This is a genomic window from Plantactinospora sp. B5E13 (assembly GCF_039871775.1).
Lineage (GTDB): Bacteria > Actinomycetota > Actinomycetes > Mycobacteriales > Micromonosporaceae > Plantactinospora.
Genome location: NZ_JBDPLT010000055.1, coordinates 32,811 through 56,556 on the forward strand (window position 1 = coordinate 32,811; position 23,746 = coordinate 56,556).

Sequence of the window (23,746 nt, forward strand, 5' to 3'; positions counted from 1 at the left end):
CCCACCGGTTTTGCCCGGCGTCGGGGTGGCCGACGGTCTCGCCACCCACGCCGATCGTTCGAGTCGGTACTGTGGACATCGACCGCTACCATGACCGGACCATCGGTCTGTTCACGGGGCGCGGGCCGGCGGTGGCACGACTTCACGGGGCGTCCCGCCACCACTGAGGACGCTGATGTCACTCAATCTGCTGAAACGCGCCGGCGTGGCCGTCGTGCTGCTCGGGGCCACCGTCCTGGCCGGTGCGCCACCCGCCGTGGCCGCCGCCACCGGCACCATCGCCGGCCACGTCACCACAGCCGCCGGTGCGCCCTCCGCCGGCACCACCGTCCGGCTCTACCCGGAGGAGAACGAGGAGCCGCTCGCCGAAACCGAGACCGACGCGGCGGGTGCCTACCGGTTCGACGATCTGGCCGCGGAGTCGTACGTCCTCGCCTTCGACCCGCCGGACGGACCCGACCAGTTCCACCACCAGAAGTTGGACATCTGGGAAGCGGACAAGGTCGCGGTCACCGAGGGTGCGCTGACCACTGTGGACGAGCAGCTGCTGCCGACCGGGGTGATCACCGGACGGATCCGGAACGCCGCCGGCAACGGCGTGCCCGACCTGCGAATCATCGCCACCTCCGCCGACTACCCGGCCACCGAGACCGACACGACCGACGCCGACGGGCAGTACCGGATCGTCGTCCCGGCCGGTCCGCACTTCGTCTCCTTTCAGCCGACAGCCGAGGTGGACCAGTTGCAGTACGTGCCCGGCAAGCTCGAGCGGGCGGGCGCCACGCGGTTCGAGGTGCCGGCCGGGGGTGAGGTCGTCGCCGACGACACCGCGCTCCGCACCGGTTCCCTCACCGGGCGCCTGACCACCGGCGACGGGGAGCCCGTGGTCGACGCCTGGGTCCACGCCAGCAACGCCGCCGGTACCAACGGCGACGGTGCCTACACCGACGAGGAGGGCGAGTTCAGCATCCCCCGGCTGCTCGCCGGGACGTACCGGGTCGCCTTCCTGTACACCGACGAGGACGTGCAGTACTACCGGGGCGCGCTCGACGCGGCGGACGCCGACCCGGTCGTGGTGCAGGCCGAGCAGGAAACGAGGATCACCGACAGCCTGGTCGCGAACGGCGCCGTCCGGGTCCGCGCCGTGGACGCCGACACGGGTACGACCATCGCCGACTTCTGCGTCGAGGAGCAGTGCAGCGACGGCACCGGCAGCCTGACCATCAGCAGTCTCCCGGCGGAGCCGCAGCGGTTCCAGGTCACCGTCCCCGGCGGCGGTTACTTCCCCGCGTCGACCGGGCCGGTCACCCCGGTGCCGGGCGAGACGGTCGAGGTCACCGTCAAGCTCCAGCGGATCGCCCGGATCACCACCACGGTCGTCGACCGGGCGACCGGGCAGCCGGTTGCCGGGGTCTGCCTGGTCGCGGTGCCGCTGCGGGACCCCCGGCTGCCCGACCCCGGCGCCTACCGGAACTGCTCGGACAGCACCGGCAGGGCGGTCGTCGACTGGCTCCGGCCCGGGTCGTACACGCTGTTCGCCGACCCGGTGAACGCCGCCGGTCACGGCCGGCAGTGGGTCGGGTCCGGCGGCGGCACCGGTGACCAGCGGGCGGCGGCGGTCGTCCGGGTCGACGGCGGCGCCACCGTCACCGGCCCCACCGTCCGGCTCGACCCGGCCGGCACGATCACCGGTCGGGTCACCGACCGGGGGACCGGGGCACCGGTCGCCGGGATCAACATCCACCTGTTCGGCTACCACCCGGAGGAGGGGCAGGCGGCCGGGTGGACCGGTACCGACGGCCGCTACCAGGTGACCGGGCTCGGCCCGTACACCTGGCCGCTCTTCTTCCACCGGTCGGGCCTGGCCGGACAGTGGTCCGGTGGGGTGCCGGACCGGCACGACGCCGCCCGGGTCCGGGTCACCGCCGGCGGGACCAGCAGCTACGACCATCCGATGCGGGCCGGTGTCGAGGTCCGTGGCGACCTGCGTGACCAGGACGGCCAGCCGATCTACCTCGACTACCTGCTGGTGCACAACTACGACAGCGGCGACGTGCTCGGGTACGCCGAGGCGATCGACGGCCGGTACCGGCTGCCGGTGCTGGGCAAGCAGCGGATCTTCTTCAGCTACAGCCTCTACCGGGGTGGCGAGTTCTACACCGGCCCGCACACCCAGTGTGCGTCGACCGACCCGGCCGGTACGGACCAGTCGAGGCCGACGGCGTACCAGGTGCCGAGGTCCGGCACCCTGACCGCCAACCTCGTCGTCTGCACCGACTGACCGACGGATGACGAGGGGCCGGCGGCATGTTGTCCGCCGGCCCCTCCCCGAGACTTCTCGGGGTCGGTTGACCACCTTCGACAGCTGTGGTCGCGGTGGGTGCCGGGCGAGACTCGGCGGTATGCAGAAGATCCCACGTCGATGGTGGTGGACCGTGTCGGCGGCGATTCTGGCGGTCCCGGTGCTGGTCGTCGCGCCGTCCGCCGCCGCCCGGACGCCCCAGCCGGCACCCGACGACACCACGGTCGCCACCTCCGTACCGTTCCGGCCACGGTTGCCGGCGCCGACCGGCCCGTACCCGGTCGGCACCACGGAACTGCACCTGGTCGACCACGACCGCGCCGATCCCTGGGTGGCCGACCGGCCCAGGGAACTGATGATCAGCCTCTGGTACCCGGCGGCGCGGCCCGGAGCGGATCGTCGGCTCGGTGCGGGCGTACCTGGCCGCCTTCCTCGACCAGCAGCTTCGGGACCGGCCGCAGCCGCTGTTGCGTGACCCGTCGCCCCGACACCCGGACGTCACCTTCATCCGACCCTGACCGGGGGCCTCAGCGGGTCGGCGACCCTGGCCGCCGGCCCGCTGGTTAGGCTGCCGACGGGCCCGAAAAGGCGGGGCGGATCGGAGGGAGTCGTGGTGGCGGCCACGTCCAGGCAGACGGAACGACGCCTCGTCGCCTCGAACAAGAAGGCGCGGCACGACTACACGATCCTCAAGACGTACGAGGCCGGGCTGGTGCTGCGCGGCACCGAGGTGAAGTCGCTGCGGGCCGGGCAGGCCTCCCTGGTCGACGCCTTCGCCCAGGAGCGGGACGGCGAACTCTGGCTCTACGGGCTGCACATCGCCGAGTACGCGTACGGCACCTGGACGAACCACCAGCCGCGTCGGATGCGGAAGCTGCTGCTGCGGCGAGTGGAGATCAACAAGATCCTGGACCGGATCCGGGACCCCGGCCTGACCCTGGTGCCCCTGTCGCTCTACTTCGAGAACGGCTGGGCGAAGGTCGAGGTCGGCATCGGTCGGGGCAAACGCTCCTACGACAAGCGGCAGGCGCTGGCCGAGCGGGACGCGCAGCGGGAGATCGCCCGGGAGATGGGTCGCCACCTCAAGGGCATGCCCCGCTGATCAGACCGGTTCGCCCGGGGTGCGCGGCCCGACCCCGCTCCCCGGTGTCGTCGACCGGCGGCGGAGCCGGCCGTCGGTGGTGAGGGACGGACCGGCCAACTGGGGCAGGTAGTGCCGGAAGAAGACGTCCGCCACCAGGTCCCGGCGACTCCGTACGCCGGTCTTGTCGAAGATCGCCTTCAGGTGGTCCTGCACGGTGTGCGTCGACAGGTGCAGCGCGGTGGCGATCTCGGTCGTCGACCGGCCCAACAGGACCTGCTGGGTGACCTCCCGTTCCCGTGGGGTCAGCGCGTACGCGTCGAGGATGAGGGCGACGAGTTCTCCGGGCTGGGACCGGCCGATGGAGATCGTGGTGCCGCCGGATTTCCCGGCGGTGCCGATGTCGCGCCAGGCGTGCAGGGTGACCCAGGCGCCGGAGCGGGTACGGCCCCGCGATGTGCTGACCGTGCCCGGGGGCCGGGTACGGGCGTGGGTGACCAGGGCGGAGACGGTGTGCGGCAGCCGGCCCGGCGGGTGCGTCTCGGCGAGTTCGTCGAGCCACCGCCGCGCGGTCGGGCTCGTGGTGACCACGGTGTGCTCGTCGTCGACCGTGATGACCCCTGGCGCGTCGGCGACCTGTCCGTTGTCGATACCCCCGACCAGCAGCGAACGCCGGAGCGCCGCGGTCGCCGGAACGGCCAGGCTCGCCGCGACGCGTACCTCCTGTTCGGTGAAGCCGGGACTGCGCCGGGACCGGCACATCACCAGCAGCCCCCAGGTACGGCCGCCCTCGCGCAGCAGCACGCGCAGCTCGTCCGCCAGTCGCAGCGGGGCCAGGATCTCCCGGTAGTACCGGCTGCTCTCCGGGCTTCCGCCGGTCGAGGCGCTGAGCAGACTGGTCGCCGCCGGTCGGCGGACCAGGGAGCGCAGGCTGTCGACGTCGTCCTGCTCGGCGTGCTCGATCTCGAACAGTCGGGGCATCACCTCGGCCGGGAAGCCGTGCTGGTGCTCGCCCCCGGTGTCGAGCAGGGTCGCCGGGTCGACGACGACTCCACACCAGACGTCGGCGGGTACCCTGGCCAGCAGCGTCTCGGCGGTGCGGTTGAGCACGCCCAGGGTGTCGGTCGTCTCGGCCAACGACCGACGCAGTTCGTGGGCGGCCTGGACCGACCCGGGGGGTGGCGGCATGGCGCCAGGCTAGCGATTCCCCAGGAATCTGGGATTTACCCGTACGCGCAGACCTACCTACCGTGACGGTCAGCGGTGGGGGGAGGACGCGGTGGACCAGAACGCTGTTGTCCCGGTCGAGATGGACGAGTACGACCGTAGGGCGTGGGACCAGGTGCAGGCGTGGAAGGAACGGCGCCTACGACGGCGGGCCCGGAGGTGGGTGCCGCACCGGGTCCGCGAGCGGGTCACAGCGGTCGGCGCGAGGGTCAGGGACGGGGTGCGGGCGATGCCGGGGGCCGCCCGGTTCGACGTGATCTTCTCCGAGGCTCTTGAGGGGCTCTCCCAGCACGGCTCGCACCTGGCGGTGGCCTCGCTGCGGACCGAGGCGATCCTGCGGGCGCACCGTGCCGCCGGGCACGAGGTGCGTCAGCTCGCCGACATCCGTCAGCTACGGCTCTCCGAGATCGACCAGGTGAAGCCGAACCTCGCCCTGGCGTACGCGACCGCCGGCACGGTCGAGGGAGCCGGCGCCGGGTTGGCGGTCACCGGCGGCGAACTGCTCACCGTCACCGGTGCCGGCCCGGCGCTGGTGATCGGCGCGGTGGTGGCCGACGTGGCGGTGATGCTGATGGGCGGCCTCCGACTGGTGGCGCACACCGCCGCGTACTACGGCTACGACACGTCGTCTGAGGACGAGATGGCGGTGGCGCTCGGCATCCTGGGTGTCGGCACCGCGGTCGGGACGGCGAACAAGGTGGCGGCGTACCGCGAGCTGAGCCTGGTGACCCAGCGGATGCTGCAGCACCGGGGCGCGAAGCGGGTGTGGGAGACGCTGACCGGCCGGGCCATCCTGCCGAAGAGTCCGGTCACCGAACTCGTGACCCGGGTGCTCAAACAGTTCGGGTTCAAGGTCACCACCCGCAACGTGCAGAAGCTGGTGCCGATGGTCGGTGTCGCCATCGGCGCCGGCCAGAACGCGCTGATCCTCCATCGGGTCGCGGAAAGCGCGGACCGGCTCTACCGCGAGCGCTGGCTGCGGGAACGCTACGGACTCGAGGTGGACGTACCGGACCCGGTCGAGGGTGGGGAGGCGGTCTCCATCGTCGAGATCATGGACGGACAGCGGGACCGGCCCGACAGTGCCTGACGAGGTCGACATGGACCGGACCGTTCCCGCCCCGCGCGACGTACTCCTCGCGATCGGCGTCAACCGTGTGCCCGGCATGCCGGGAGTGTCGGTGCTGCGGTACGCCGAGGCGGACGCGCACGCGCTCGCCGGCGCCTTCCGGGCCCGGGGCTTCCCGGCCGACCGCGTGGTGCCCCTGACCGGTGACCGGGCCACGTCGACCGGCATCACGGGGTGGCTCGCCGAACTACCCCGACGCTTCCCGGACCTGGGCCCCGGCGACCGGGTCTGGCTCTCGTTCAGTGGCCACGGGATCACCGGTTCGGACGGCCGCACCCACCTGCTGGTGCACGACACGCACGGTGATCCTCGGCACGTACCGGAGTGTTCGGTCGCCGTCGAACTGGTCGCCAACCTGCTGCGGGGCGGGACCGTCGCCGACCGGATCCTGCTGCTCGACGCCTGCCGCAACGAGCTACGGCCGCTGCTGAAGTCGGGCCTGACCGGGCCTGCGGTGGGGCTGGACCACCTCCGGCTGCACCGTCATCCGGGTCTGGCGATCTTCTCCGGCTGTGTCGAGGGCGGCGTCTCGTACGAGAGCCCACGCCATCGCATGGGCCTGTTCACCGCCGCGCTCGTCGCCATCCTCGGCGGCGACGACCTGCCGGTGACCGTCGCCGACCTGGAAGCCCGGCTGCTGGACCGGGTGCCCCGGGAAGCGAGACGGCTGGGTCCCCGCTGCTACCAGCAGCCGAGTCTGCGTGCCGAACCGCACTGGCGGGCGGCGGCGACACTACTCTTCCCGCACCTGCTCACCCCGGAGGACGTACGGGCGTTGCGGCACCGTGCCACGAGGGTCCCGGCCCAGACCGCCGCCGCGTTGTGGCAGGCGTTGAGCCGGCTCGACCCGGCCGGGGCACAGCCCGGGGACGCCGAGTTCGCCACACTCGTCGACCGGACCACCCTGACCGGTGCCGACCGCTCCGGAAGCGAGCTGGAACTGGGCCGCCTCGCCGACCTGCTGCGTGCCGGGAACTGGCGGGACGCCGACCGCGAGACGGCCCGCCTCCTGATGGTGGCGGCCGGCCGGGACCCGGACCGGACCGGGAACCACATGATCACTCTGGCCCAGGTCGCCACCCTGCGCTGGGCCGACCTGCACGCCCTCGACGACCTCTGGATGCGGCACAGCGACGGCCGGTTCGGGCTCACCCCCCAACTGCAGCAGCTGCACCGGGTGGACGGCGACATCGCCCGGTTCGCCGACGCGGTCGGCTGGCGCCGGTCCCGCTGGATCTTCTATTCGGAGGCGAAGTGGCACTCCGGGGCGCCGCCGGGACATCTGCCGATCATCGGACCGGTCGGCGGAATCAAGCCGAACCAGCCGATCCCGCACCTGAGACAGGCGGGTGCCGGGTACGCCTCACTGGGGCGGGTTCCGTACCAGGCCGTCCGCTTCTACCGCACTCCCGGTCTGGTGGAGCGGGAAACCGCCGACATCACCGTCGACGCCCGGTTCGGCTGGGCGGAGTACAACCGGCTCGCGGTCATCGCCCTGGGCGACATCTACGCCTCCGTCGGCCGGGGCCGGCTCGGCGCGTACCGCAGCGTCTGGGAATCACCGCTGCGCCAGCTGGTCACGAACTACACCCAGCTGCTGTCGGTCGTCTGGGCGGTCAACCGGGTGCCGCTGCTCCACCACTACCGCGACCTCGCCCGGGCCGGCGGGACAGCGGGTTCGGGGCCCGGTGTGGCCGGGGACGGGTAGCGGGTGCCGGACGTGGGTATGCAGCAGCGCTATGAGCATGAGCGCAGCGAGCGAGAACCCGGACGGAAGTGACGACCGGGTCGAGAACCGGGCGGCGCACCTGTTGCCGGAGGAGCGGTCGACCGGCAGCGCGGACCCCGAGGAGCAGGCGGCCGCCATCCTCGCCGAGTCCGACCGGCGGGAGGCGGGAGCGGTCAGGCTGGCCGAGTCCGACCCGGAGACGACCGGAGCCGAGCGCCAGGTCGCCGAGGCTGCCGCCGCCCCGGACTCGTTCCTGGAGCGGCGTACCTCGGAGCAGACGGTGACCCCGCCGGAGCCGCCGGACTGAGGTCATCGCCGGTCAGGCCAGCGGGAACTCGTCGAAGAGCAGGACCGACGAGTCCGGCTCCCGGGTGTCGAACCGGTACGACCGAACGACTCCGGCCGCCGAGTCCAGCACCGAGAAGACCGTGACGTCATTGCTGGCCACGTACGGCAGCGGCGCGCCGGTCGGGTCGGTCAGCGGTGCGATCGTCGGCACCACCGGCCGCAGCCCGCCCGGGTCACCCTGCCGGACCAGATCAGGCCCCTCCGGCAAAGGCCGGGACAACCCGGAGGTCACGTCGTACGCCCCGTAGCTGTTGCCAACGTTCGAGGTCTCCAACCAGTTGACCCCGGCCGGATTGCGGAACCGGTTCCACAGGTGGGTGTGCCCGGTGTGCACCAGGTGCACGCCGTTGGCGGAGAGGAGCGGCTCCAGGTCGCGCAGGACGTGGTCCTCGGCGAGCGGATAGGCGTACCGCACCGAGCTGACCGTGCCCGTGTCCGGGTCGCGTTCGACCACCTGGACCGGGTCGGTGAAGGCCGGCGTCGAATTGTCCCCGAGTCCGTGGCTGGAGTGGTGGAACATCACCACCCGGAACCGGGCCGACCGGGCCGCCTCCGACGCCAGTTCCCGCTCCAGCCAGCGGTACTGGGCCGAGCCCCGGTGCACGGGTTCGAAGATGAACCGTCCGTGGCCCCAGTGTTCCGGGTCGGCCAGGACCGCCGGGCCTTCGGCGAAGGTGCCGGCCCCGGTCGTCACGTGCGGTCGCCAGATCCCGGTGACGAAGAGCGTGATCAGGTGTACGTCGCCGATCGTCCGCGACCACCAGCGCGGGCCGCCCGCCTCGCTGCGTGGCCGTGGGAACAACTCCTCGTACGTGGTGACGTCCCAGTCGGCCGGCTGCGGATCGTTGAACTGGCTGTCCAGGCTCGCCGTCTCCGACCAGCGGCCCATCACCTCGTGGTTGCCGATCGCCGGATACAGCGGGGTGTGCTGCAGCAGTTCCGCGCCCCGCCAGGTCCGGCCGGCGATCGTCGTGGCGGCCCGGCCGGTCATCGCGGCGAAGAAGGCGGGCGCGTCGGCGCAGTCGAACCAGTCGCTGGCCCGGTCCGCCACGTTGACCATGTCGCCGGCCATCAGCACGCCGTCGAGGTGTACCCCGACGGTCTCGGCGACCTTCGCCAGGTTCGCCGCCGTCATCGCCTTCAGCTGGTGGTCGCTGGTCAGGAGCAGTCGTACCGGCCGGTCGCCGCTGACCGCCGGAGCGATCGAGTACGCCGTCGTCACCGTCGGCCGTCCCTGGTCGTCGACCGACACCACCCGGTACGGCGTACGTCCGGCGGCCAGCCCGGTGATCTCCGCCAACTGCCGGTACACCGGCCGGCCGACCGGCCCGGTCCAGGCCCGCCCGGCCACCCGGGACTCCGCGTCCTCCCGGGTGCGGCTCAGTTGCCGGGTCTGGGCCGTGAACCGCCGCCAACCGGGGCCGGTGGCCGCGTCGTCGGTGGCCGCGTCGACCGCCTGCCAGTCGGTCATCCCGGTCACCCCGGGCCCGACGAGCACGAAGTGCCCGTTGCCCGGGTCCTCGGTGTGCCAGACGACGTACCCGCTCTCGGGGCCCGGGTCCAGCAGGTACGGCTCGCAGAGCAGCCGGCTGGGGTCGGTCGGCCCGGCCTCGGCGGCGGGTTGGTGATCTCCCGTCATGGTCTGAGTCAACCAGTGCGGACCTCGGCGCCGACACCCGCACCCACCCTGACGGACCTCCCGGGGCCCGGTCGGCCGTGCTCAGATCGCGGTGGCCCGGGCGACCTTCCACTCCGCGTCGACCCGGCGCAGTTCCAGCACGACCCGGTTCTGGTCCACCTTCTCCCCGTCGGTGTTGACGTTGCGCCGGTACTGGTTCAGGTAGAGCAGCAGTTCGACCCGCTCCGGGTCGGCCTGGATCACCCCGCTGGCGGAGACCTCGGCCAGCACCACCGCCTGCTCGGAAACGGCCGTCGACCGGAGCGCGGCGGTCGTCTCGGCGTACTCGTCGGCGAACGGTGCGGTGACGAAGGTCTGTCCGTTCGTCACACTCGCGTCGAAGTTGCGGTAGTCGTAGGAGAAGATGGCTTTCGCGGCCGGGGTGGCGGTGGCCAACGCCCGCCGTACCGCCGTGTCCCGGGCCTGCGCCCGGTGCTGGCCGTACCAGCCGGCGCCGGCCGCGCCGACAGCCAGCACCGTCGCCACCGTCAGCACCAGGTGCAGCCGGTCGCCGGTGCCGGCCAGGCGCGGACGGCGGGAGCGTCGTGCGCCGTCACCGGTCGGTTCGGGCTGGGCGTCGCCGGCCACCTCGACACCGGTACGGCGTCCGGAGCGCAGTCGCCGGATCAGCGTGCCGACAAACGATCGCATGGTCTCTCCTCTCAGCCGACGAACTGCAACCGGGACACCAGCCAGGTGTCCGAGTCCCGGTCCCGGGCCAACTCCACCTGGATGCGGTAGTGCGCGACGCGACCGTCCGGTGCGTGCGTGTTCTTCACGGTCGCGTCGACCGCGACCACAACAACCGCGGTACGCCGGTCGCCGGAGACCAGCCCGGCGCGCAGCACGGAACCGGTCGACTCGACCTTGTTCTCGATGACCGCCGCGCGTACCTGGGCCTGGCCCCGGAGGAACTCCTCCCGGAACTCGCCGGTGGCGCCGGCCACGATCCGCTGCAGGTCGCCGTCCACACTGGAGGCGCTGACCGAGACGAAGTTGACCGTGGTCTGCCGGGCGGCGGTGACCGCCTGGCCGTGTGCCTCGGCCAGCGCGCGGTCCTGGTACCAGCGGTTGCCGAAGAAGCCGGCCACGGTGAGTGCCGCGCAGAGCATGATCGCGAGTCCGACGGTCAGCCCGCGCCGACGCGGCACACCCGGGCGAACCGCCTTCCGCCGCTTCGGCTCCGGCCGCCGGTCAGCCGCGGGCTCCGGCCCCTGGCCATCGGCTGTCGCATCCGGCCGCTCGCCATCGGCTGTCGCATCCGGCCGTTGGTCGTCGGTCGTCTCGTCGCGCCCGTGACCGTCGGGCGCCTCACCCGGCCCGTGGTCGTCGGGCGCCTCGTCGCTCTCCGGCGCCCCGACCAGGGCGACCGGCTCCTCGTCGAGCCGCTCCAACACTGCCGACACCGGGTCCGGGCCGGGAATCCGCCGGGTGACGGTACGTCGGGCGGTTGTCCTGCGGCGGCGTACCGACTGCCGGGGCACGTCGTCCGGTTCGGTTTGCGGGGACGACTTGACCAGCTTCAACCTGCGCTCCTCGCCATTCCACATCGTTCGCACTCCTCGGATCGGGCTCAGGGCGCCAGGCCGGCGAGCAGGAGTTGTTTCCAGGACTGGTCACCGGCGAGCCGGTACTGCCCGCCGGTCGTACCGAAGGTCAGCGGCCGGCCACCCGGCCCGAGGGCCAGTCCGGTCGCCGGGTCGTAGCCGGCGACGGCGGCGCCGGAGACCGGGGCGACCGGAGGCGGTGACTCGGACCCGCCGACCGGGCCCGGTGCCGGCGCCGCCGGGTCGCCGCCGGGTCGGGGTGCGTTGCCGCTGCCCCGCACGCTGGAACCCCGGCGACTCTCCCCGGCCGTGCAGCGGGTGGAGTCGTCGGCGTAGACGCAGGACGGCGGGTCGCCGACGTTCACCACCAGGCCGAAGTGCGCCGTACCGTCGCCGGGGGCGACGGTGAAACCACCGTCCACCACCAGCGGATAGACCACGAGCAGCTGTTCGATCCCGGCCAGCCGTCGGGCGGCCACCCCGTTCACCGACACCAGGTTGCCGAGCAGGGTGCCGATCGACGGGTCCAGGTCACGCAGCAGCCCGACCAACTCGGTGGCGGCGGGCGGCCCGTCGGCGAGGATCCGGCGCAGGTCCGGGTCGGCCGCCCGGAGCGTCGCGGCGAGCCGGGCCAGCCCGTCCGCCCACTGTCGCAGCGCGGCGGCCGACTCCTCCTGGGTACGCAGCACCGTGGCGCCGTCCCGGATCAGCGCCACCGTCTCCGGCAGCCGGGCGGTCGCCTCCACCAGCAGGGCGTCACCGGCGTCGAGGATCCGGCGCAGTGCCTCCTCGTTGCCCTGGAACGCGACGCCGAGTTCGTCGACGACCACCGCGAGGTCGTCCGGGTCCACGGAACGGACCAGGGCGTCGAGGTTGGCCAGCAGGGTCTCCGGGGCGAGCGGTACCCCGGTCCGGTCGACCGGGATCACCGAACCGCCGCGCAGGTACGGGCCGGTGTCACTGTCGGGGCGCAGGTCGACGTACTGCTCACCGACGGCGGAGCGCTGCGACACCACGGCACGGAGGTTCGCCGGCACCCGTACGCCCCGGTCCAGCCGCAGGTCGACCCGGACCGCGTCGCCGTGCAGGGCGACCGCCTCGACCCGACCCACCGGTACGCCCCGATAGCTGACCCCGGCGTTCGGGAAGATGCCCCCGGCCTCGGTGAAGTCGGCGTGCACCAGGTACCCGCCGCCGACCAGCCGGTCACCCAGTCCCACGTAGCGGACCCCGACGTATCCGAGGCCGAGCAGACCGACCAGCAGGAACACCAGCACCTGCAGTCTCGCCGTACGTCCGGTCATCCGAGCAGCCCTCCGCCCAGTACGTCGAGCAGCCCGCCGCTGCGCCCGTCGGTCTCCCCGGTCGGGGCGGGCAGCAGGCAGCCGGGGGAGAGGATGGTGCCCAGTGGCAGCCGGGTACCGGGCGGGAAGATCGTGCCCGGCGGCACCACCCCGTCCGGTGGTTTCAGTCCGCCCTTCGGCGGCGACGAGCCCGGTCGGAGCAGTTCGCAGTCGGGCGGCAGGTCACACTCGGGCAGCAGCGGCGGCAGCCAGTCGAGGGGGAGCAGCCCACCGACCGGCAGACAGACCGGTGGCAGGACGCCGGGCAGCAGCGGCCCGACCCCGCCGGGTCGGTCGTCGTCCTTGTCGCCGGGTCTGGTGCCGGTGCCGCCCGTCCGGTCGGGCCGGTCACCCGTGCCGCCGGTCGGCCGACCGGCCCGGTCCGGCGCGCGTTCGGGCGCCTTCGCGGAGAAGAGGTTCGCGAGGATCGTCGCCGCGTCCAGGTCGGCGGTGACCGACAGGTTGACGAAGTCGCCGACGATCGCGCCGGTGACGTTCGGCGGGAACGGGTACGACAGCATGAAGTCCAGCGACTTCGGCAGGGCGTCACCGGCCTCGACCAGCTGTTCGAGGAGTGGCCGCAGCGCCCGCAGGCTGGCCACCGTGTCATCGTGGCTCTCGGTGACCACCCTGGTGCCGACCCGGCCGAGTTCGCCGAGCGCGGTCAGCGCACCGCTGAGCTGCTTCCGCTGCTCGGCGAGGACGCCGAGGCCGGGGTCCAGCGCGTCCAGCGCGTCACCGAGCACGGCCCGTTGCCGGGCCAGCCGGTCGGTCAGCCGGTCCAGCGCCTCCACCGCCCGGACCAGGTCGGCCTTCTGCCGGTCGAGCCCGCCGACGAAGGTGTCGAGCTGGTGCAGGGTGTCGCGGACGGCCGACTCACGGCCGGCGAGCGCCGCCGCCAGCTCCTCGTTGATCGTCTTGAGTTGGTCCAGTCCGCCGCCGCCCAGCAGCAGGCCGAGCGCGGCGAGTACCTCCTCGACCTCGGCCGAACGCTTCGTCCGGGTCAGCGGGATGACCGCTCCGTCGGCGAGCTCCCCGGACGGCGTCTCGGTGACCGGGGTGGCGAGCGCCACGTACTTCTCGCCGAGCAGGCTGGTCTGGCGTACCGCGGCGGTGGCGTTGCCGGGCAGCCGTACGGTGTGGTCGATCCGCAGCCGCACCCGGGCGGTCCAGCCGGCGAGCGAGACCTTCTCCACCGAGCCGACCGTGACGTCGTTGACCTTGACGGCGGCCTGCGGCACCAGGTCGAGCACGTCGGTGAACTCGGCCGTCACCCGGTACGCCGGACCGGACGGCGCGCCGCCGGGCAGTGGCAGGTCGGCCAGCTCCGGAACCTCGCACCCGGCGAGTGTGACCATCGCCGCCGCGGTGAGCAGCGCCAGCGACGGGCGCCGTCGGACCAGCCCGATCCGGTGCCGGCACCCGTCCCGCCGCTGGCTCGTCGGGGATCCGACAGGACGCCGCCTCATCGCGGGCCCCGCAGGATGCCGCCGAGGGTATGGTCCAGCACCGTCCCCGGCCCGAGCAGGCCCGGCAGCGGCGCCCTCGACTCCGCGGGCTCTTCCGACGGTGGACCGTCCGGCGCGGACGGCTGCCGTCCCGGTTCACCCTTCGGCGGCAGGTTGAGCAGCCCACGCAACTCCTCTGGCAGCGGCAACTTTTCCAGCCGCAGGGTCTGGGCCAGCTCGAAACAGCGCCGCGGCACCTCCTTCACCGGCAGGACGTCCACCAGGGCGGCGCAGACGTACGCGGCCGGGTCGTACGGGCCGAGCACGTTGTCCCGGGTGTCGAGGGTGCCGGACCGGGCGTTGTACGCGAGGTTGAGGTTGGACAACGCCAGCGGTGCCACGTCCAGGATCCTGATGATCGCCTTCTGCTGTCGGACCAGCACGTTCGTCACGTCGGCGAGCGCGTCTATGTTGGACCGGAGTGCGGCACGGTTGTCCCGGACGAACCGGGTGACGTCGTCCAGCGCGGCGGCCAGGTTACGCAGCGCGGCGGCCAGGTCGTCCCGTTCGGCGGCGAGCTGCCCGGCCACCTCCGCGAGCTGCTGGTTGAACGCGCGTACCTGCTGGTCGCTGCGGGCCAGCGCGGTGCTGAACCGCTGCAGGTTGACCACCGTGCCGAACAGGTCCTGCCGGCCGTCGGCCAGGGTCTCCAGCGCCTGGGCGAGCCCGTCGAGCGTTTCGTGCAGTGCCGCACCGTTGCCGTCCAGGTTGGCCCGGCCGGCCGCGAGCAGTGCCGACAGCGCCCCGTCGGCGTTCGCGCCCTCCGGGCCGAGGGCCCGGTTGAACTCGTCCAGTGCCCGGTAGATGTCGTCGATCTCCATCGGCGCGACCGTCCGGTCCACCGACAGCTCCGCCCCGTCCGGCAGCGTGGCACCGCCGGCGTAGGCGGGGGTGAGTTGGACGTACCGGTCACTGACCAGGCTCGGCGGGACGACGACCGCCCGCACGTCGGCCGGGACCGGCTGGCCGGCGTCGTAGCGCAGCTCCAGCCGTACCGTGCCACCGGCCGGCACGATGGCGACGACCTCGCCGATCCGCACCCCGAGCACCCGTACGTCGGAACCGGGGTGGATGCCGACCGCCCGGGTGAAGTGGGCGACGAGGGCGCGGTGCGGCGTACCCGGGCGCAGCACCACCACCGCGACCGTGGCGGCGACCGCCACCGCCACCCCGGCCGCGAGCGTCCGCCGCCCCCGACCCGGACCCGGGACAGGCCTCGGCCGGCGCATCAACGTCCTCCCGCCGTCGGCACGTACGGCTGGAGCAGGCCGCGCAGGTAGGAGTCGAACCAGCGGCCGTTGCCGAGCACGTTGGTGAAGGCGTCCAGGAACGGCCCCATCGTCGTCAGCGTCCGCTCCAGTTCGTCTCGGTTCCGTTGCAGGATCGCGACCACGTCCCGGAGCTGGCGCAGGGTCGGCTCCAGGGTGGCCCGGTTGTCGGTGACCAGCCCGGAGAGCTGGGCGGCCAGGTCACGGGTGCCGACCAGCAGGTCGTGGATCGCGTCCCGGCGTCGGCTCACCTCGGCCAGCAGCGCGGTGCCGTCCGCGACCAGCGCGCGGAAGTCCTCGTCCCGGGCGGCGAGCACCCCGGTGACGCTGCGGGCCCGGGTCAACAGCTCCCGCAGCTGCGCGTCCCGTTCGGCGACCGTCCGGGAGAGCCGGGACAGCCCGTCCAGCGACGACCGGAGACTGGCCGGGGTCTGCGCGAACGTCTCCGCCAGCACGGTGAACGCCTTCGCCAGCTGCGCGTCGTCGATCTCGTCGAGGGTGCCGGCGAGCCCGGTCACCGCCGTCATCACGTCGAACGGTGACGCGGTGCGGTCCAGCGGGATCTCCGTCTCCTCCGGTAGTCGGCCCGAGCCGTCCGGGGCCAGGGCGAGGTACTTCTGCCCGAGCACCGTCTTGATCCGGATCGTCGCCCCGGTCCGGTCGCCGAGCCGGATGTTCTCGTCGTCGACCCGGAACCGCACCCGGACGTACGGGCCGCCGGCGCCCCGGGCCAGCCCGACCCCGGTCACCTCGCCGACCCGTACCCCGGCGACCCGGACCTCGTTGCCGACGGTGAGTCCGCTGGCGTCCCGGAACGCCGCCCGGTAGGAGCGGTCGCCGAGCGCGGTCAGGTCGTCCAGCCGGAACGCCGCGAGCAGTATCCCGACGAGCACGACCAGCCCGACCGCGCCGACCATCGTCGGGTTGCGTTCCCGGAACGGCTTCACCGGTGCCCTCCCGTCCCGGCGCAGCGCGCCGCCTGCGAACTGAAGGTGGCCGGACTGACCGCGCCGTGTCCGGCGACCGCGAGCCGGCCGTCGAAGTCGCACATGAAGAAGTTCAGCCAGGAGCCGTGCGAGGCGGTCCAGGTCAGCGCCTCGTACCGGCCCGGGAGCCGGCCCAGCGTCCCGTCGATCACCGCCGCGTTCCGGTTCAGGGTGTCGGTCAGCTCGCCGAGTTGGGTGATGTCGGCGGCGAGCGCCGGCCGGGCGTCGGCCAGCAGCGCGGCGGTGGCCCCGGTGAGGCTGCCGAGGTGGGCCAGCGCGGCACCGAGCGCCTCCCGGTCGTCGGCCAGCCCGGAGACGAACTGCCGCAGCGAGCCGATGGTCCGGTCCAGCTCGGCGTCGCGGGAGTCCAGGGTGGCCAGCACCGCGTTCAGGTTGGTCACCACCCGGCCGATCACCGCGTCCCGGTCGGCGAGGGTGGTGGTCAGCGACGCGGTGTGGGTGAGCAGGCTCGACACCGTGCCGCCCTCGCCCTGGAGCACCTGGATGATCTCGTACGCCAGGTTGTTGACGTCCTCCGGGTTCAGCGCCGTGAACAGCGGTCGGAACCCGTTGAAGAGGGTGGTCAGGTCCAGGGCCGGGGTGGTCCGCTCCAGCGGGATCAGGCCGCCCGGCGGCAGCGGCGGGCCGGTCCCCGGGCCCTCGTGCAGCGCCACGTACCGCTGCCCGATCAGGTTCCGGTACCGGATCTTCGCCTGGACGGTGCCAGTCAGCGGTACGTCCTCGGTGAGGGTGAAGGACACCTCGGCGACCCGGTCGTCCACCACCCGGATCGAGTCCACGCTGCCGACCCGTACCCCGGCGATCCGGATGTCGTCGCCGGGCAGCAGACCGGTGACGTCGGTGAACCGGGCCCGGTACCCGGTGCCGCCGACCGCGAACGAGCCGAGCGCCTGGCCGAGCAGCGCGGTCAGCAGCACCGTCACGGTGCCGAAGGCGACCAGCTTGACCAGTGGTCCGACCGGGATTCTCCTCATCTGACGTTCACCACCGCTCCGCGCAGCAGCGGTCCCCAGAGCAGCACCGCGATGTCCGGCACCTCGACCGGCAGGCTGCCGGTGGCGGCTCCGATGATCGGTTTCAGCAGGTCCTTCTCCTCCGTGGTGCCGGCGTACCCCATCGCCGGGCCGCCACCCACCGCCGGGCCGCCGCCGGGCGGTGCGTCGGCGCCGCTCGTCGGCGGGATTCCGACCGGCAGCTTCACCGGGCCCGGCCGGGAGCCTCCGTGGTCGTAGCCGTCCGCCACCTGGACCTCCGGGGCCGGCGGCGACGGGTCCGGCAGTTCCCGGCAGTGTGGGCCGGTCCGGGCCCCGTACGCCGGGTCGTCCCGGCCCGGCTGGTAGGCGCCGTTGTCCCGGGTGACCTCGAGGGTGATGTGCATCCGACCGTTGCGGAACACCTCCTCGACCCGGGGTTGCAGGTTCACCAGTCCGCGCATCAGGCACGGATACTCCGGCGCGTACGCGGCCAGCAGCTCCAGCACCGGACGGCTCACCTGGCCGAGCTGGACGAGCTGGTCGCCGTGCCGGGTCAGGAAGAACCGGGTGACGTCGGCGGCCTCGGTCCCCTCGGCGAGGAAGGCGGCGAGCTGCGTACGTTGGTCGGCGACGGTGGTCGCGGTGGGCGTCACGTCCCGCAGCAGGTCCAGCAGGTCCGGCAGCGCCGCCTGGTAACTCTCCAGTACGGTGCCGAGCCGCCGGACGTCCTCGGTGATGGTCGGCAGCTCCCGGTTCAGTTCCCGCAGGTAGTCGCCGAGCGCGGTGAGGTTGTCGCCGAGTCGCTCGCCGCGCCCGTCGAGTGCGGCGGCCAGCGCGGCCAGGGTGGCGGCGAGCTTGTCCGGGCGGATCGACCGCAGCAGCGGCAGTGCCTCGTCGAGCACCCGTTCCAGCTCGACCCCGTTGCGGCTGCGGTCCTGCGTGATCACCGCCCCGGCGCGCAGCGGCGGGCCCGCCGGACCGTCCGGCGGGACCAGTGCCACGTACCGCTCGCCGAACAGGGTCTTCGGCAGCAGTCGGGCGGTCACGTCGGCCGGGATCCGGTCGATCAGCGCCGGGTCGAGCGCCAGCCGCAGCCGGGCCCGGGAACCGTCGCTGCTGATCTCGCGGACCTCGCCGACCGGTACGCCCCGCAGCTTCACCTCGGTGCCCGGGTTGAGCTGCATCCCGGTCTGTCCGGTGTAGAGGGTCACCCGGGCGACCGGGGTGAAGGCCTTCCGGTACTGCAGTACGGCGAGGGTCAACGCCGCGCCGAGCAGCACGACAAAAACTGCACCGAGGACCCGGCGGCCGGTGCTTGTACCACGATCGTCCATGGTCACCCCGCGATCCGTACCGTGGTGGTCGCGCCCCAGATGGCCAGCGACAGGAAGAAGTCGACGACGTTGACCGCGACGATCGCCAGCCGGACCGCCCGACCGACCGCGATCCCGACCCCGGCCGGCCCGCCGCTCGCGGTGTAGCCGTACCAGCAGTGCACCAGCACCACGATCACGCTGAACACCAGCACCTTGCCGAACGACCAGAGCACGTCCACCGGGGGCAGGAAGAGGTGGAAGTAGTAGTCGTAGGTCCCCGACGACTGGCCGAAGTAGTGGACCGCGATGGTGCGGGTGGCGAGATAGCTGGAGAGCAGGCCGACCACGTACAACGGGATGACGGCGACGAAACCGGCGATCATCCGGGTGGTGACCAGGAACGGCAGCGAGGGGACCCCCATCACCTCCAGGGCATCCACCTCCTCGGAGATCCGCATCGCGCCGAGTTGGGCGGTGAAACCGGCGCCGACGGTCGCCGACAGGGCCAGCGCGGCGACCAGCGGCGCGATCTCCCGGGTGTTGAAGTACGCCGAGACAAAACCGGTGAAGGCGCTGCTGCCGAGCTGGTGGAGTGCCTGGTAACCCTGGAGCCCGACCTCGGTGCCGGTGAAGAAGGTGAGGAAACAGATCACCCCGACCGTGCCGCCGGCCACCGCCAGCGCGCCCCGGCCGAAGCTGATCTCGGCGAGCAGGCGTACCACCTCGCGCCGGTAGCGGCCGAGGGCACGCGGAGTCCAGGCGAGAGCCCGCAGATAGAAGGCGAGCTGGTCGCCGAGACCGTCCAGGGTACGCAGCACCGGCATCGTCACATCCCCCGCTGCGGTACGAGCTGGAAGTAGACCGCGGTGATCACGAAGTTCAGGGCGAAGAGCAGCATGAAGGTGAGCACCACGCTCTGGTTGACCGCTTCGCCGACGCCCTTCGGCCCGCCCTTCGCGGTCATCCCGTGGTACGCCGCCACCAGCGCCGCGACCACCCCGAACAGCAGCGCCTTGACCTCGCCGACGACCAGGTCCGGCAACTGGCCGAGGGCCTGGAAACTGGCCAGGTACGCCCCGGGCGTACCACCCTGCATGACCACGTTGAAGACGTAGCCGCCGGTCACCCCGACCACGCTGACCAGCCCGTTGAGCAGGACCGCGACCAGGGCTGCGGCGACGATCCGGGGCGCGACGAGCCGGTGCAGCGGGTCGATGCCGAGCACCTCCATCGCGTCCAGCTCCTCGCGGATCTTCCGCGCGCCGAGGTCGGCGCAGATCGCCGAACCACCCGCCCCGGCGATGATCAGGGCGGTCACGATCGGACTCGCCTCGCGGACCACGGCCAGCACCGAGGCGGCCCCGGTGAACGACTGCGCGCCGAGCTGACGCACCAGGGAGCCGAGCTGCAGCGCGATCACCGCGCCGAACGGGATCGCCACCAGGGCGGCGGGCAGGATCGAGACCGAGCTGATGAACCAGGCCTGCGCGACGAACTCCCGGACCTGGAACGGACGGCGGAGCAGGCAGCGGAGCGCGTCCAGGCAGAACGCGAAGAAGTGCCCGGGACCGCGCAGCCCGGCCGCGAACCGCCCACCGGTCGGGTTCGTGGTGGTCACGACACCACCTCCGTCGGCTGCCAGACGCTGCCGTGCGCGCCCCGGAACGACCCCGCCGGCGGCACCACGCCGTGCTCCGCACACCACCGACCCGGCGGATGCTCCGCCCGGCGCGGCCGGCCGTTCGTCGGCGCGAGCTGCAGCGGGATCGGCGGCAGCGGCGGCAGCTCCAGCCCGGACGCCGCCTCGGCGGCGAGCTCGTCCGAGTCCTTCTCCTCGGCCATCCCGATCGGACCGACCCGCTGCGCGTTCAGGAACTGCCGGACCACCGGCTCGGTGCTGGAGAGCAGCATCTCCCGGGGCCCGAACATCGCCAGTCGGCCGTGGTAGATCAGCCCGATGTTGTCCGGCACCGTCCGCGCGGTGTTGATGTCGTGCGTGACGATCAGGAACGTCGCCTCGGTCTGCTGGTTGAGGTCGACGATCAGCTGGTTCAGGTACGCGGTGCGGACCGGGTCGAGACCGGAGTCCGGCTCGTCGAAGAGGACGATCCGCGGGTCCAGCACCAGCGCCCGGGCCAGCCCGGCCCGCTTGCGCATCCCGCCGGAGATCTGGCCCGGCAGCTTCTTCTCCGCGCCGAGCAGCCCGACCATCTCCAGTTTCTCGTGCACCACCGCCCGGATCTGCGACTCGGTCTTGCGGGTGTGTTCCCGCAGCGGGAAGGCGACGTTGTCGTAGATGTCCATCGAGCCGAACAGCGCGCCGTCCTGGAACAGCACCCCGAACAGCTTGCGGACCTCGTAGAGCCGGCGTTCGGAGAGCGTCGGCAGGTTCTGCCCCTCGATCCAGATCGCGCCGCGGTCCGGCCGCAGCAGCCCGACCAGGGTTTTGAGGAACACGGACTTGCCGGTGCCGGAGGGGCCGAGCAGCACCGAGATCTCGCCGGCCGGCAGGGTCAGCGACAGGTCCGACCAGACCGGTTGACCGCCGAAGGACTTGGTCAGCTCCTCGACGCGTACCTCGACGCCCATCCGTGCTCCCGCCCACGTGCCGGACCGACGTCCGCCGGGCGCACCCGCCGTCCGTCTGTCGCCGTCTGTGATGGACATCGCGCCGGCCCGGCTCGGCGCAACAGGTCTGGGTGGTAATTCTTCGACGACTTTGTGTGATGTACGCGGTCGGTCCGAGCCCCCGCCGGTGAGCTGTCTCCGCGCGAACAGTGCTCACCTGATCGGCGCCCCGCCGGTGGTGTGCTCACCCGACGCCCGATACGGTGCGGTTAACCTGCCGGTAACCAACGTTCCGACACAAGCCCCGGCGGTCGACGACGACCGCAACAGCCCCGGCGGTCGACGACGACCGCAACAGCCCCGGCGGTCGACAAGGACCGCAACCTTCCGTCCTGACCGGAGAAGGTGCCGCCCCCGCATGACCGCAGCACCCGAGACAGAACTCGTCGCCCGGGCCGCCCGGCGTGACCCCGAGGCGACGGCCGCGTTGCTCGCCGAGGTCCGCCCCGGCCTTGTCCGGTACTGCCGGGCCCGGCTCGGCCGGATCGGTGGGGCGTACGCCACCGCCGACGACGTGGCCCAGGAGGTCTGCCTCGCGGTGCTGCACGCGTTGCCCCGCTACCGGGACCAGGGACGACCGTTCTCCGCCTTCGTCTACGGCATCGCCGCCCACAAGGTCGCCGACGCCCAGCGGGCCGCCGTCCGGGACTCGGCGATCACCTCCTCGGCCGCCCTGCCCGACGAGCCGGACGGCGATCCCGGTCCCGAGCAGCGGGCCGTCGCCACCGACCTGGCCCGCCGGCTCTCCGCACTGCTCGCGCACCTGCCCGAGGTGCAACGCGAGATCGTCCTGCTCCGGGTGGCGGTCGGCCTCACCGCCGACGAGGTCGGGGTCATCGTCGGCATGTCCGCCGCCGCGGTCCGGGTGGCCCAGTCCCGGGCCCTCGCCCGACTGCGGGCGCTCGCCGGCACCGCGTGGAACGAGGCGGCGGCATGAGTACCGTCGGAGCCGGGACGGAACCGGATGGTGGCGATGGTGGGACACGTGGACGGGACGACAACGTGAGCGGTCGGCAGCCGCAGCCGGCGGACCGGTCGTCAACTCCCGCGCCGCCGACCGGGCCACTCGACACAGGCCCGCTCGACGCGGACCGGTTGGACACCGACGATCTGCTGCTCGACGCGTTGGGGCGGGGGGAGCCGGCGCCAACCGGCGACCCGCTCGCCAGCCTGCTCGCGGCCTGGCGGCTCGACCTGGACGAGCAGGTCCCGGTCGGGTCCGGAGGCGGAGGGCTGGTTCGTGCCGGCATCGAGCCCGGCCCGGACCAGGTGCCGTCAGCATCGGACCGGACGCCGTCGACAGCAGGGCGGGTCCGGCCGTCGTCCGGCAGCCGGAGCCGGCCGGGACCCGGTGTGGACCGGCCCGGTGTGCGGCGACCGGAGGGGACCGGACCGACGCCGGCACGCTCCTTCCGGGTACGTCCCGGCGGTCCGCTCGCCCGCCGGTTGGCGTTTTCCACGGCGGCCGCCGTGGTTGTCGTGGCCCTGCTGGGGCTCGGGGTCAACCACGCCCGGCCGACGAGTCCGCTGTGGCCGATCGCCAACGTGGTCTACCCGGACCGGTCCGCGGTACGGGCCGTGGAGCACACCCTCGGACTGGCCGAGAACGCGGTCGCGGCCCACCGGTACGACGACGCCCGCCGCCATCTGGACCAGGCCGTCGGCCAGCTGACGGAGGTCCGCGACCCGGCCGAGGCGCGGCGGCTGCGGGTGGACCTCGACCGGGTCCGGAGCCGGTTGCCGGTGGAGGCCGAGCCTGGTCCGGCCGATCCGGTGACCCCGGCGGTGCCGAGCCCGGACCCGGTGCCGACGGACCGGTCCACGGGCCGGGCGGGGACACCGACCGGCGACCCTGGGGACCGCTCCTCCGCACCGCGTCCCTCGCGGTCCGCCCCGCCGCCGACCGCGCCGACACCAGCCCGGGTACTGCCGCTGCCGGTGCCGGTCCTGCCCTCGCTGCTTCCCTCCGGGTTGCCGCTGTTGCCCAGCGGTGGTTGTGTACTGCTCTGTCCGCCGGGCTGAGCCTGCCCGCCGCTACCGTCCAAACGTGTCTGTCGGCTGTCACGGTCGGCCGGCCGGCACGGCACGTCGCGGCCCAGCGGTAGCATCCGTGGGTGCGCCGGATGTCCGGCCGCCGCCGGCCCGACGGGACGCCGCCGTCGGAGATCGTGAGGGACGGTCATGGCCGACACACCTGCTGGACCCGCCGACCTCAGCCCGCATCGCGGGTGGCTGCTGGCGGCGGCGCTGCTGGCCGCCCTGGTCAGCCTCGGGTTCCTGGTCGCGCTCCTCGGCCGGGAAGGACGGGGCGTCGTGGTTGTCCTGCTCGTCCCGGTCCTGCTCCTCGCCGCCCCGCTGCTCGCCCCGAGGCCCGCGCGACGCGTCGTCGCGGTTGCCGCCGTACTGCTGCTGACGATCGGGGTGGTGCTGAGCGTCGCCTCGATCGGGCTCTACTACCTGCCCAGCCTGGTACTGCTGATCATCGGCATCCTCCGACCCTCCCGACGGGAACCGGTCGACGATCGGGCAGCCCGCTAGTGTTCTGTCTCGTAAATAGCTAGTCATTGGAGTAGACTCGAGACGTGACACGTGCTGCCGCACCACTGGTGCTCGAACCCGGCCAGCGGGAACTGCTGGAGTCTCTTGCGAAGTCGCGTACGG

At 72.8% G+C, this 23,746-nt stretch carries 22 protein-coding genes; 9 read left to right on the forward strand and 13 right to left on the reverse strand.

Going from position 1 to position 23,746, the window contains the following annotated elements:
• Nucleotides 1-175: 175 nt before the first annotated feature.
• The 3 genes from ABGB05_RS31885 to smpB all read left to right on the forward strand — a co-directional run bounded on the left by ABGB05_RS31885 (nt 176) and on the right by smpB (nt 3,404).
• Nucleotides 176-2,281, forward strand: a complete 2,106-nt coding sequence (locus ABGB05_RS31885) for a carboxypeptidase regulatory-like domain-containing protein (protein WP_347657661.1) — start codon at nt 176-178, stop codon at nt 2,279-2,281.
• A gap of 121 nt (nt 2,282-2,402) precedes the next feature.
• Nucleotides 2,403-2,777, forward strand: coding sequence for a hypothetical protein (locus ABGB05_RS31890; protein ID WP_347657662.1), 375 nt, complete (start codon nt 2,403-2,405; stop codon nt 2,775-2,777).
• A gap of 138 nt (nt 2,778-2,915) precedes the next feature.
• Entirely contained in the window at nt 2,916-3,404 is a 489-nt protein-coding gene (smpB, locus tag ABGB05_RS31895) for an SsrA-binding protein SmpB (protein ID WP_347657663.1), read from the forward strand.
• Here the strand turns inward: smpB and ABGB05_RS31900 are convergent, their stop codons facing one another.
• Nucleotides 3,405-4,571 (reverse strand): helix-turn-helix transcriptional regulator, encoded by a 1,167-nt coding sequence (locus tag ABGB05_RS31900; protein ID WP_347657664.1) that lies wholly within the window; start codon nt 4,569-4,571, stop codon nt 3,405-3,407.
• 91 nt (nt 4,572-4,662) lie between these two features.
• Here ABGB05_RS31900 and ABGB05_RS31905 point away from each other — a divergent pair, with 91 nt between their 5' ends.
• The 3 genes from ABGB05_RS31905 to ABGB05_RS31915 are packed head-to-tail and all read left to right on the forward strand — an operon-like array spanning nt 4,663 to nt 7,775.
• Nucleotides 4,663-5,700, forward strand: coding sequence for an EcsC family protein (locus ABGB05_RS31905; RefSeq protein WP_347657665.1), 1,038 nt, complete (start codon nt 4,663-4,665; stop codon nt 5,698-5,700).
• Between the two features lie 10 nt (nt 5,701-5,710).
• Complete coding sequence (locus ABGB05_RS31910) at nt 5,711-7,447, forward strand: GUN4 domain-containing protein (protein ID WP_347657666.1); 1,737 nt, start codon at nt 5,711-5,713, stop codon at nt 7,445-7,447.
• Between the two features lie 37 nt (nt 7,448-7,484).
• Nucleotides 7,485-7,775 (forward strand): hypothetical protein, encoded by a 291-nt coding sequence (locus ABGB05_RS31915; RefSeq protein WP_347657667.1) that lies wholly within the window; start codon nt 7,485-7,487, stop codon nt 7,773-7,775.
• 12 nt (nt 7,776-7,787) lie between these two features.
• Here ABGB05_RS31915 and ABGB05_RS31920 read toward each other — a convergent pair whose 3' ends face one another.
• The 12 genes from ABGB05_RS31920 to ABGB05_RS31975 all read right to left on the reverse strand — a co-directional run bounded on the left by ABGB05_RS31920 (nt 7,788) and on the right by ABGB05_RS31975 (nt 21,046).
• A complete protein-coding gene (locus ABGB05_RS31920; RefSeq protein WP_347657668.1) occupies nt 7,788-9,455 on the reverse strand; it encodes a metallophosphoesterase in 1,668 nt (555 codons plus the stop codon).
• An 81-nt stretch (nt 9,456-9,536) separates the two neighbouring features.
• Nucleotides 9,537-10,145 (reverse strand): hypothetical protein, encoded by a 609-nt coding sequence (locus tag ABGB05_RS31925; protein WP_347657669.1) that lies wholly within the window; start codon nt 10,143-10,145, stop codon nt 9,537-9,539.
• Nucleotides 10,146-10,156: 11 nt separating this feature from the next.
• Entirely contained in the window at nt 10,157-11,044 is an 888-nt protein-coding gene (locus ABGB05_RS31930) for a hypothetical protein (RefSeq protein WP_347657670.1), read from the reverse strand.
• Between the two features lie 23 nt (nt 11,045-11,067).
• Entirely contained in the window at nt 11,068-12,345 is a 1,278-nt protein-coding gene (locus ABGB05_RS31935) for an MCE family protein (protein WP_347657671.1), read from the reverse strand.
• On the reverse strand, nt 12,342-13,853 hold the full coding sequence (locus ABGB05_RS31940) for an MCE family protein (RefSeq protein ID WP_347657672.1): 1,512 nt from the start codon (nt 13,851-13,853) through the stop codon (nt 12,342-12,344). The genes ABGB05_RS31935 and ABGB05_RS31940 overlap by 4 nt, the downstream gene beginning before the upstream one ends.
• Nucleotides 13,850-15,121 carry an MCE family protein gene (locus ABGB05_RS31945; protein WP_347657673.1) on the reverse strand — a complete coding sequence of 424 codons (1,272 nt, stop codon included), beginning with the start codon at nt 15,119-15,121 and terminating at the stop codon, nt 13,850-13,852. The genes ABGB05_RS31940 and ABGB05_RS31945 overlap by 4 nt, the downstream gene beginning before the upstream one ends.
• On the reverse strand, nt 15,121-16,107 hold the full coding sequence (locus tag ABGB05_RS31950; RefSeq protein ID WP_347657674.1) for an MCE family protein: 987 nt from the start codon (nt 16,105-16,107) through the stop codon (nt 15,121-15,123). Before ABGB05_RS31950 ends, ABGB05_RS31945 begins: the two co-directional genes overlap by 1 nt.
• Nucleotides 16,104-17,141 carry an MCE family protein gene (locus tag ABGB05_RS31955; protein WP_347657675.1) on the reverse strand — a complete coding sequence of 346 codons (1,038 nt, stop codon included), beginning with the start codon at nt 17,139-17,141 and terminating at the stop codon, nt 16,104-16,106. The genes ABGB05_RS31950 and ABGB05_RS31955 overlap by 4 nt, the downstream gene beginning before the upstream one ends.
• A complete protein-coding gene (locus ABGB05_RS31960) occupies nt 17,138-18,475 on the reverse strand; it encodes an MCE family protein (protein ID WP_347657681.1) in 1,338 nt (445 codons plus the stop codon). Before ABGB05_RS31960 ends, ABGB05_RS31955 begins: the two co-directional genes overlap by 4 nt.
• 2 nt (nt 18,476-18,477) lie before the next feature.
• Nucleotides 18,478-19,281, reverse strand: coding sequence for an ABC transporter permease (locus ABGB05_RS31965; protein ID WP_347657676.1), 804 nt, complete (start codon nt 19,279-19,281; stop codon nt 18,478-18,480).
• A gap of 2 nt (nt 19,282-19,283) precedes the next feature.
• A complete protein-coding gene (locus tag ABGB05_RS31970; protein WP_347657682.1) occupies nt 19,284-20,033 on the reverse strand; it encodes an ABC transporter permease in 750 nt (249 codons plus the stop codon).
• Nucleotides 20,034-20,071: 38 nt separating this feature from the next.
• On the reverse strand, nt 20,072-21,046 hold the full coding sequence (locus ABGB05_RS31975; RefSeq protein ID WP_347657677.1) for an ABC transporter ATP-binding protein: 975 nt from the start codon (nt 21,044-21,046) through the stop codon (nt 20,072-20,074).
• A 397-nt stretch (nt 21,047-21,443) separates the two neighbouring features.
• Between ABGB05_RS31975 and shbA the strand changes: the two genes are divergently transcribed.
• The 3 genes from shbA (at nt 21,444) to ABGB05_RS31990 (ending at nt 23,623) form a co-directional block, all read left to right on the forward strand.
• Nucleotides 21,444-22,022: an RNA polymerase sigma factor ShbA gene (gene shbA, locus ABGB05_RS31980; protein ID WP_347657678.1), complete on the forward strand. Its 579-nt coding sequence runs from the start codon at nt 21,444-21,446 to the stop codon at nt 22,020-22,022.
• Nucleotides 22,019-23,107 carry a hypothetical protein gene (locus ABGB05_RS31985; protein WP_347657679.1) on the forward strand — a complete coding sequence of 363 codons (1,089 nt, stop codon included), beginning with the start codon at nt 22,019-22,021 and terminating at the stop codon, nt 23,105-23,107. Before shbA ends, ABGB05_RS31985 begins: the two co-directional genes overlap by 4 nt.
• 159 nt (nt 23,108-23,266) lie before the next feature.
• Nucleotides 23,267-23,623 (forward strand): hypothetical protein, encoded by a 357-nt coding sequence (locus ABGB05_RS31990; protein WP_347657680.1) that lies wholly within the window; start codon nt 23,267-23,269, stop codon nt 23,621-23,623.
• Nucleotides 23,624-23,746 lie beyond the last annotated feature (123 nt).

Coding starts and splice junctions, on each gene's coding strand:
- ABGB05_RS31885 (WP_347657661.1), top strand. CDS start 176: ATGTCACTCAATCTGCTGAAACGCGCCGGCGTGGCCGTCGTGCTGCTC.
- ABGB05_RS31925 (WP_347657669.1), bottom strand. CDS start 10,145: ATGCGATCGTTTGTCGGCACGCTGATCCGGCGACTGCGCTCCGGACGC.
- ABGB05_RS31965 (WP_347657676.1), bottom strand. CDS start 19,281: ATGCCGGTGCTGCGTACCCTGGACGGTCTCGGCGACCAGCTCGCCTTC.
- ABGB05_RS31945 (WP_347657673.1), bottom strand. CDS start 15,121: ATGCGCCGGCCGAGGCCTGTCCCGGGTCCGGGTCGGGGGCGGCGGACG.
- shbA (WP_347657678.1), top strand. CDS start 21,444: ATGACCGCAGCACCCGAGACAGAACTCGTCGCCCGGGCCGCCCGGCGT.
- ABGB05_RS31890 (WP_347657662.1), top strand. CDS start 2,403: ATGCAGAAGATCCCACGTCGATGGTGGTGGACCGTGTCGGCGGCGATT.
- ABGB05_RS31990 (WP_347657680.1), top strand. CDS start 23,267: ATGGCCGACACACCTGCTGGACCCGCCGACCTCAGCCCGCATCGCGGG.
- ABGB05_RS31930 (WP_347657670.1), bottom strand. CDS start 11,044: ATGTGGAATGGCGAGGAGCGCAGGTTGAAGCTGGTCAAGTCGTCCCCG.
- ABGB05_RS31940 (WP_347657672.1), bottom strand. CDS start 13,853: ATGAGGCGGCGTCCTGTCGGATCCCCGACGAGCCAGCGGCGGGACGGG.
- ABGB05_RS31915 (WP_347657667.1), top strand. CDS start 7,485: ATGAGCGCAGCGAGCGAGAACCCGGACGGAAGTGACGACCGGGTCGAG.
- ABGB05_RS31975 (WP_347657677.1), bottom strand. CDS start 21,046: ATGGGCGTCGAGGTACGCGTCGAGGAGCTGACCAAGTCCTTCGGCGGT.
- ABGB05_RS31920 (WP_347657668.1), bottom strand. CDS start 9,455: ATGACGGGAGATCACCAACCCGCCGCCGAGGCCGGGCCGACCGACCCC.
- ABGB05_RS31955 (WP_347657675.1), bottom strand. CDS start 17,141: ATGAGGAGAATCCCGGTCGGACCACTGGTCAAGCTGGTCGCCTTCGGC.
- ABGB05_RS31910 (WP_347657666.1), top strand. CDS start 5,711: ATGGACCGGACCGTTCCCGCCCCGCGCGACGTACTCCTCGCGATCGGC.
- ABGB05_RS31900 (WP_347657664.1), bottom strand. CDS start 4,571: ATGCCGCCACCCCCCGGGTCGGTCCAGGCCGCCCACGAACTGCGTCGG.
- ABGB05_RS31985 (WP_347657679.1), top strand. CDS start 22,019: ATGAGTACCGTCGGAGCCGGGACGGAACCGGATGGTGGCGATGGTGGG.
- ABGB05_RS31935 (WP_347657671.1), bottom strand. CDS start 12,345: ATGACCGGACGTACGGCGAGACTGCAGGTGCTGGTGTTCCTGCTGGTC.
- ABGB05_RS31960 (WP_347657681.1), bottom strand. CDS start 18,475: ATGGACGATCGTGGTACAAGCACCGGCCGCCGGGTCCTCGGTGCAGTT.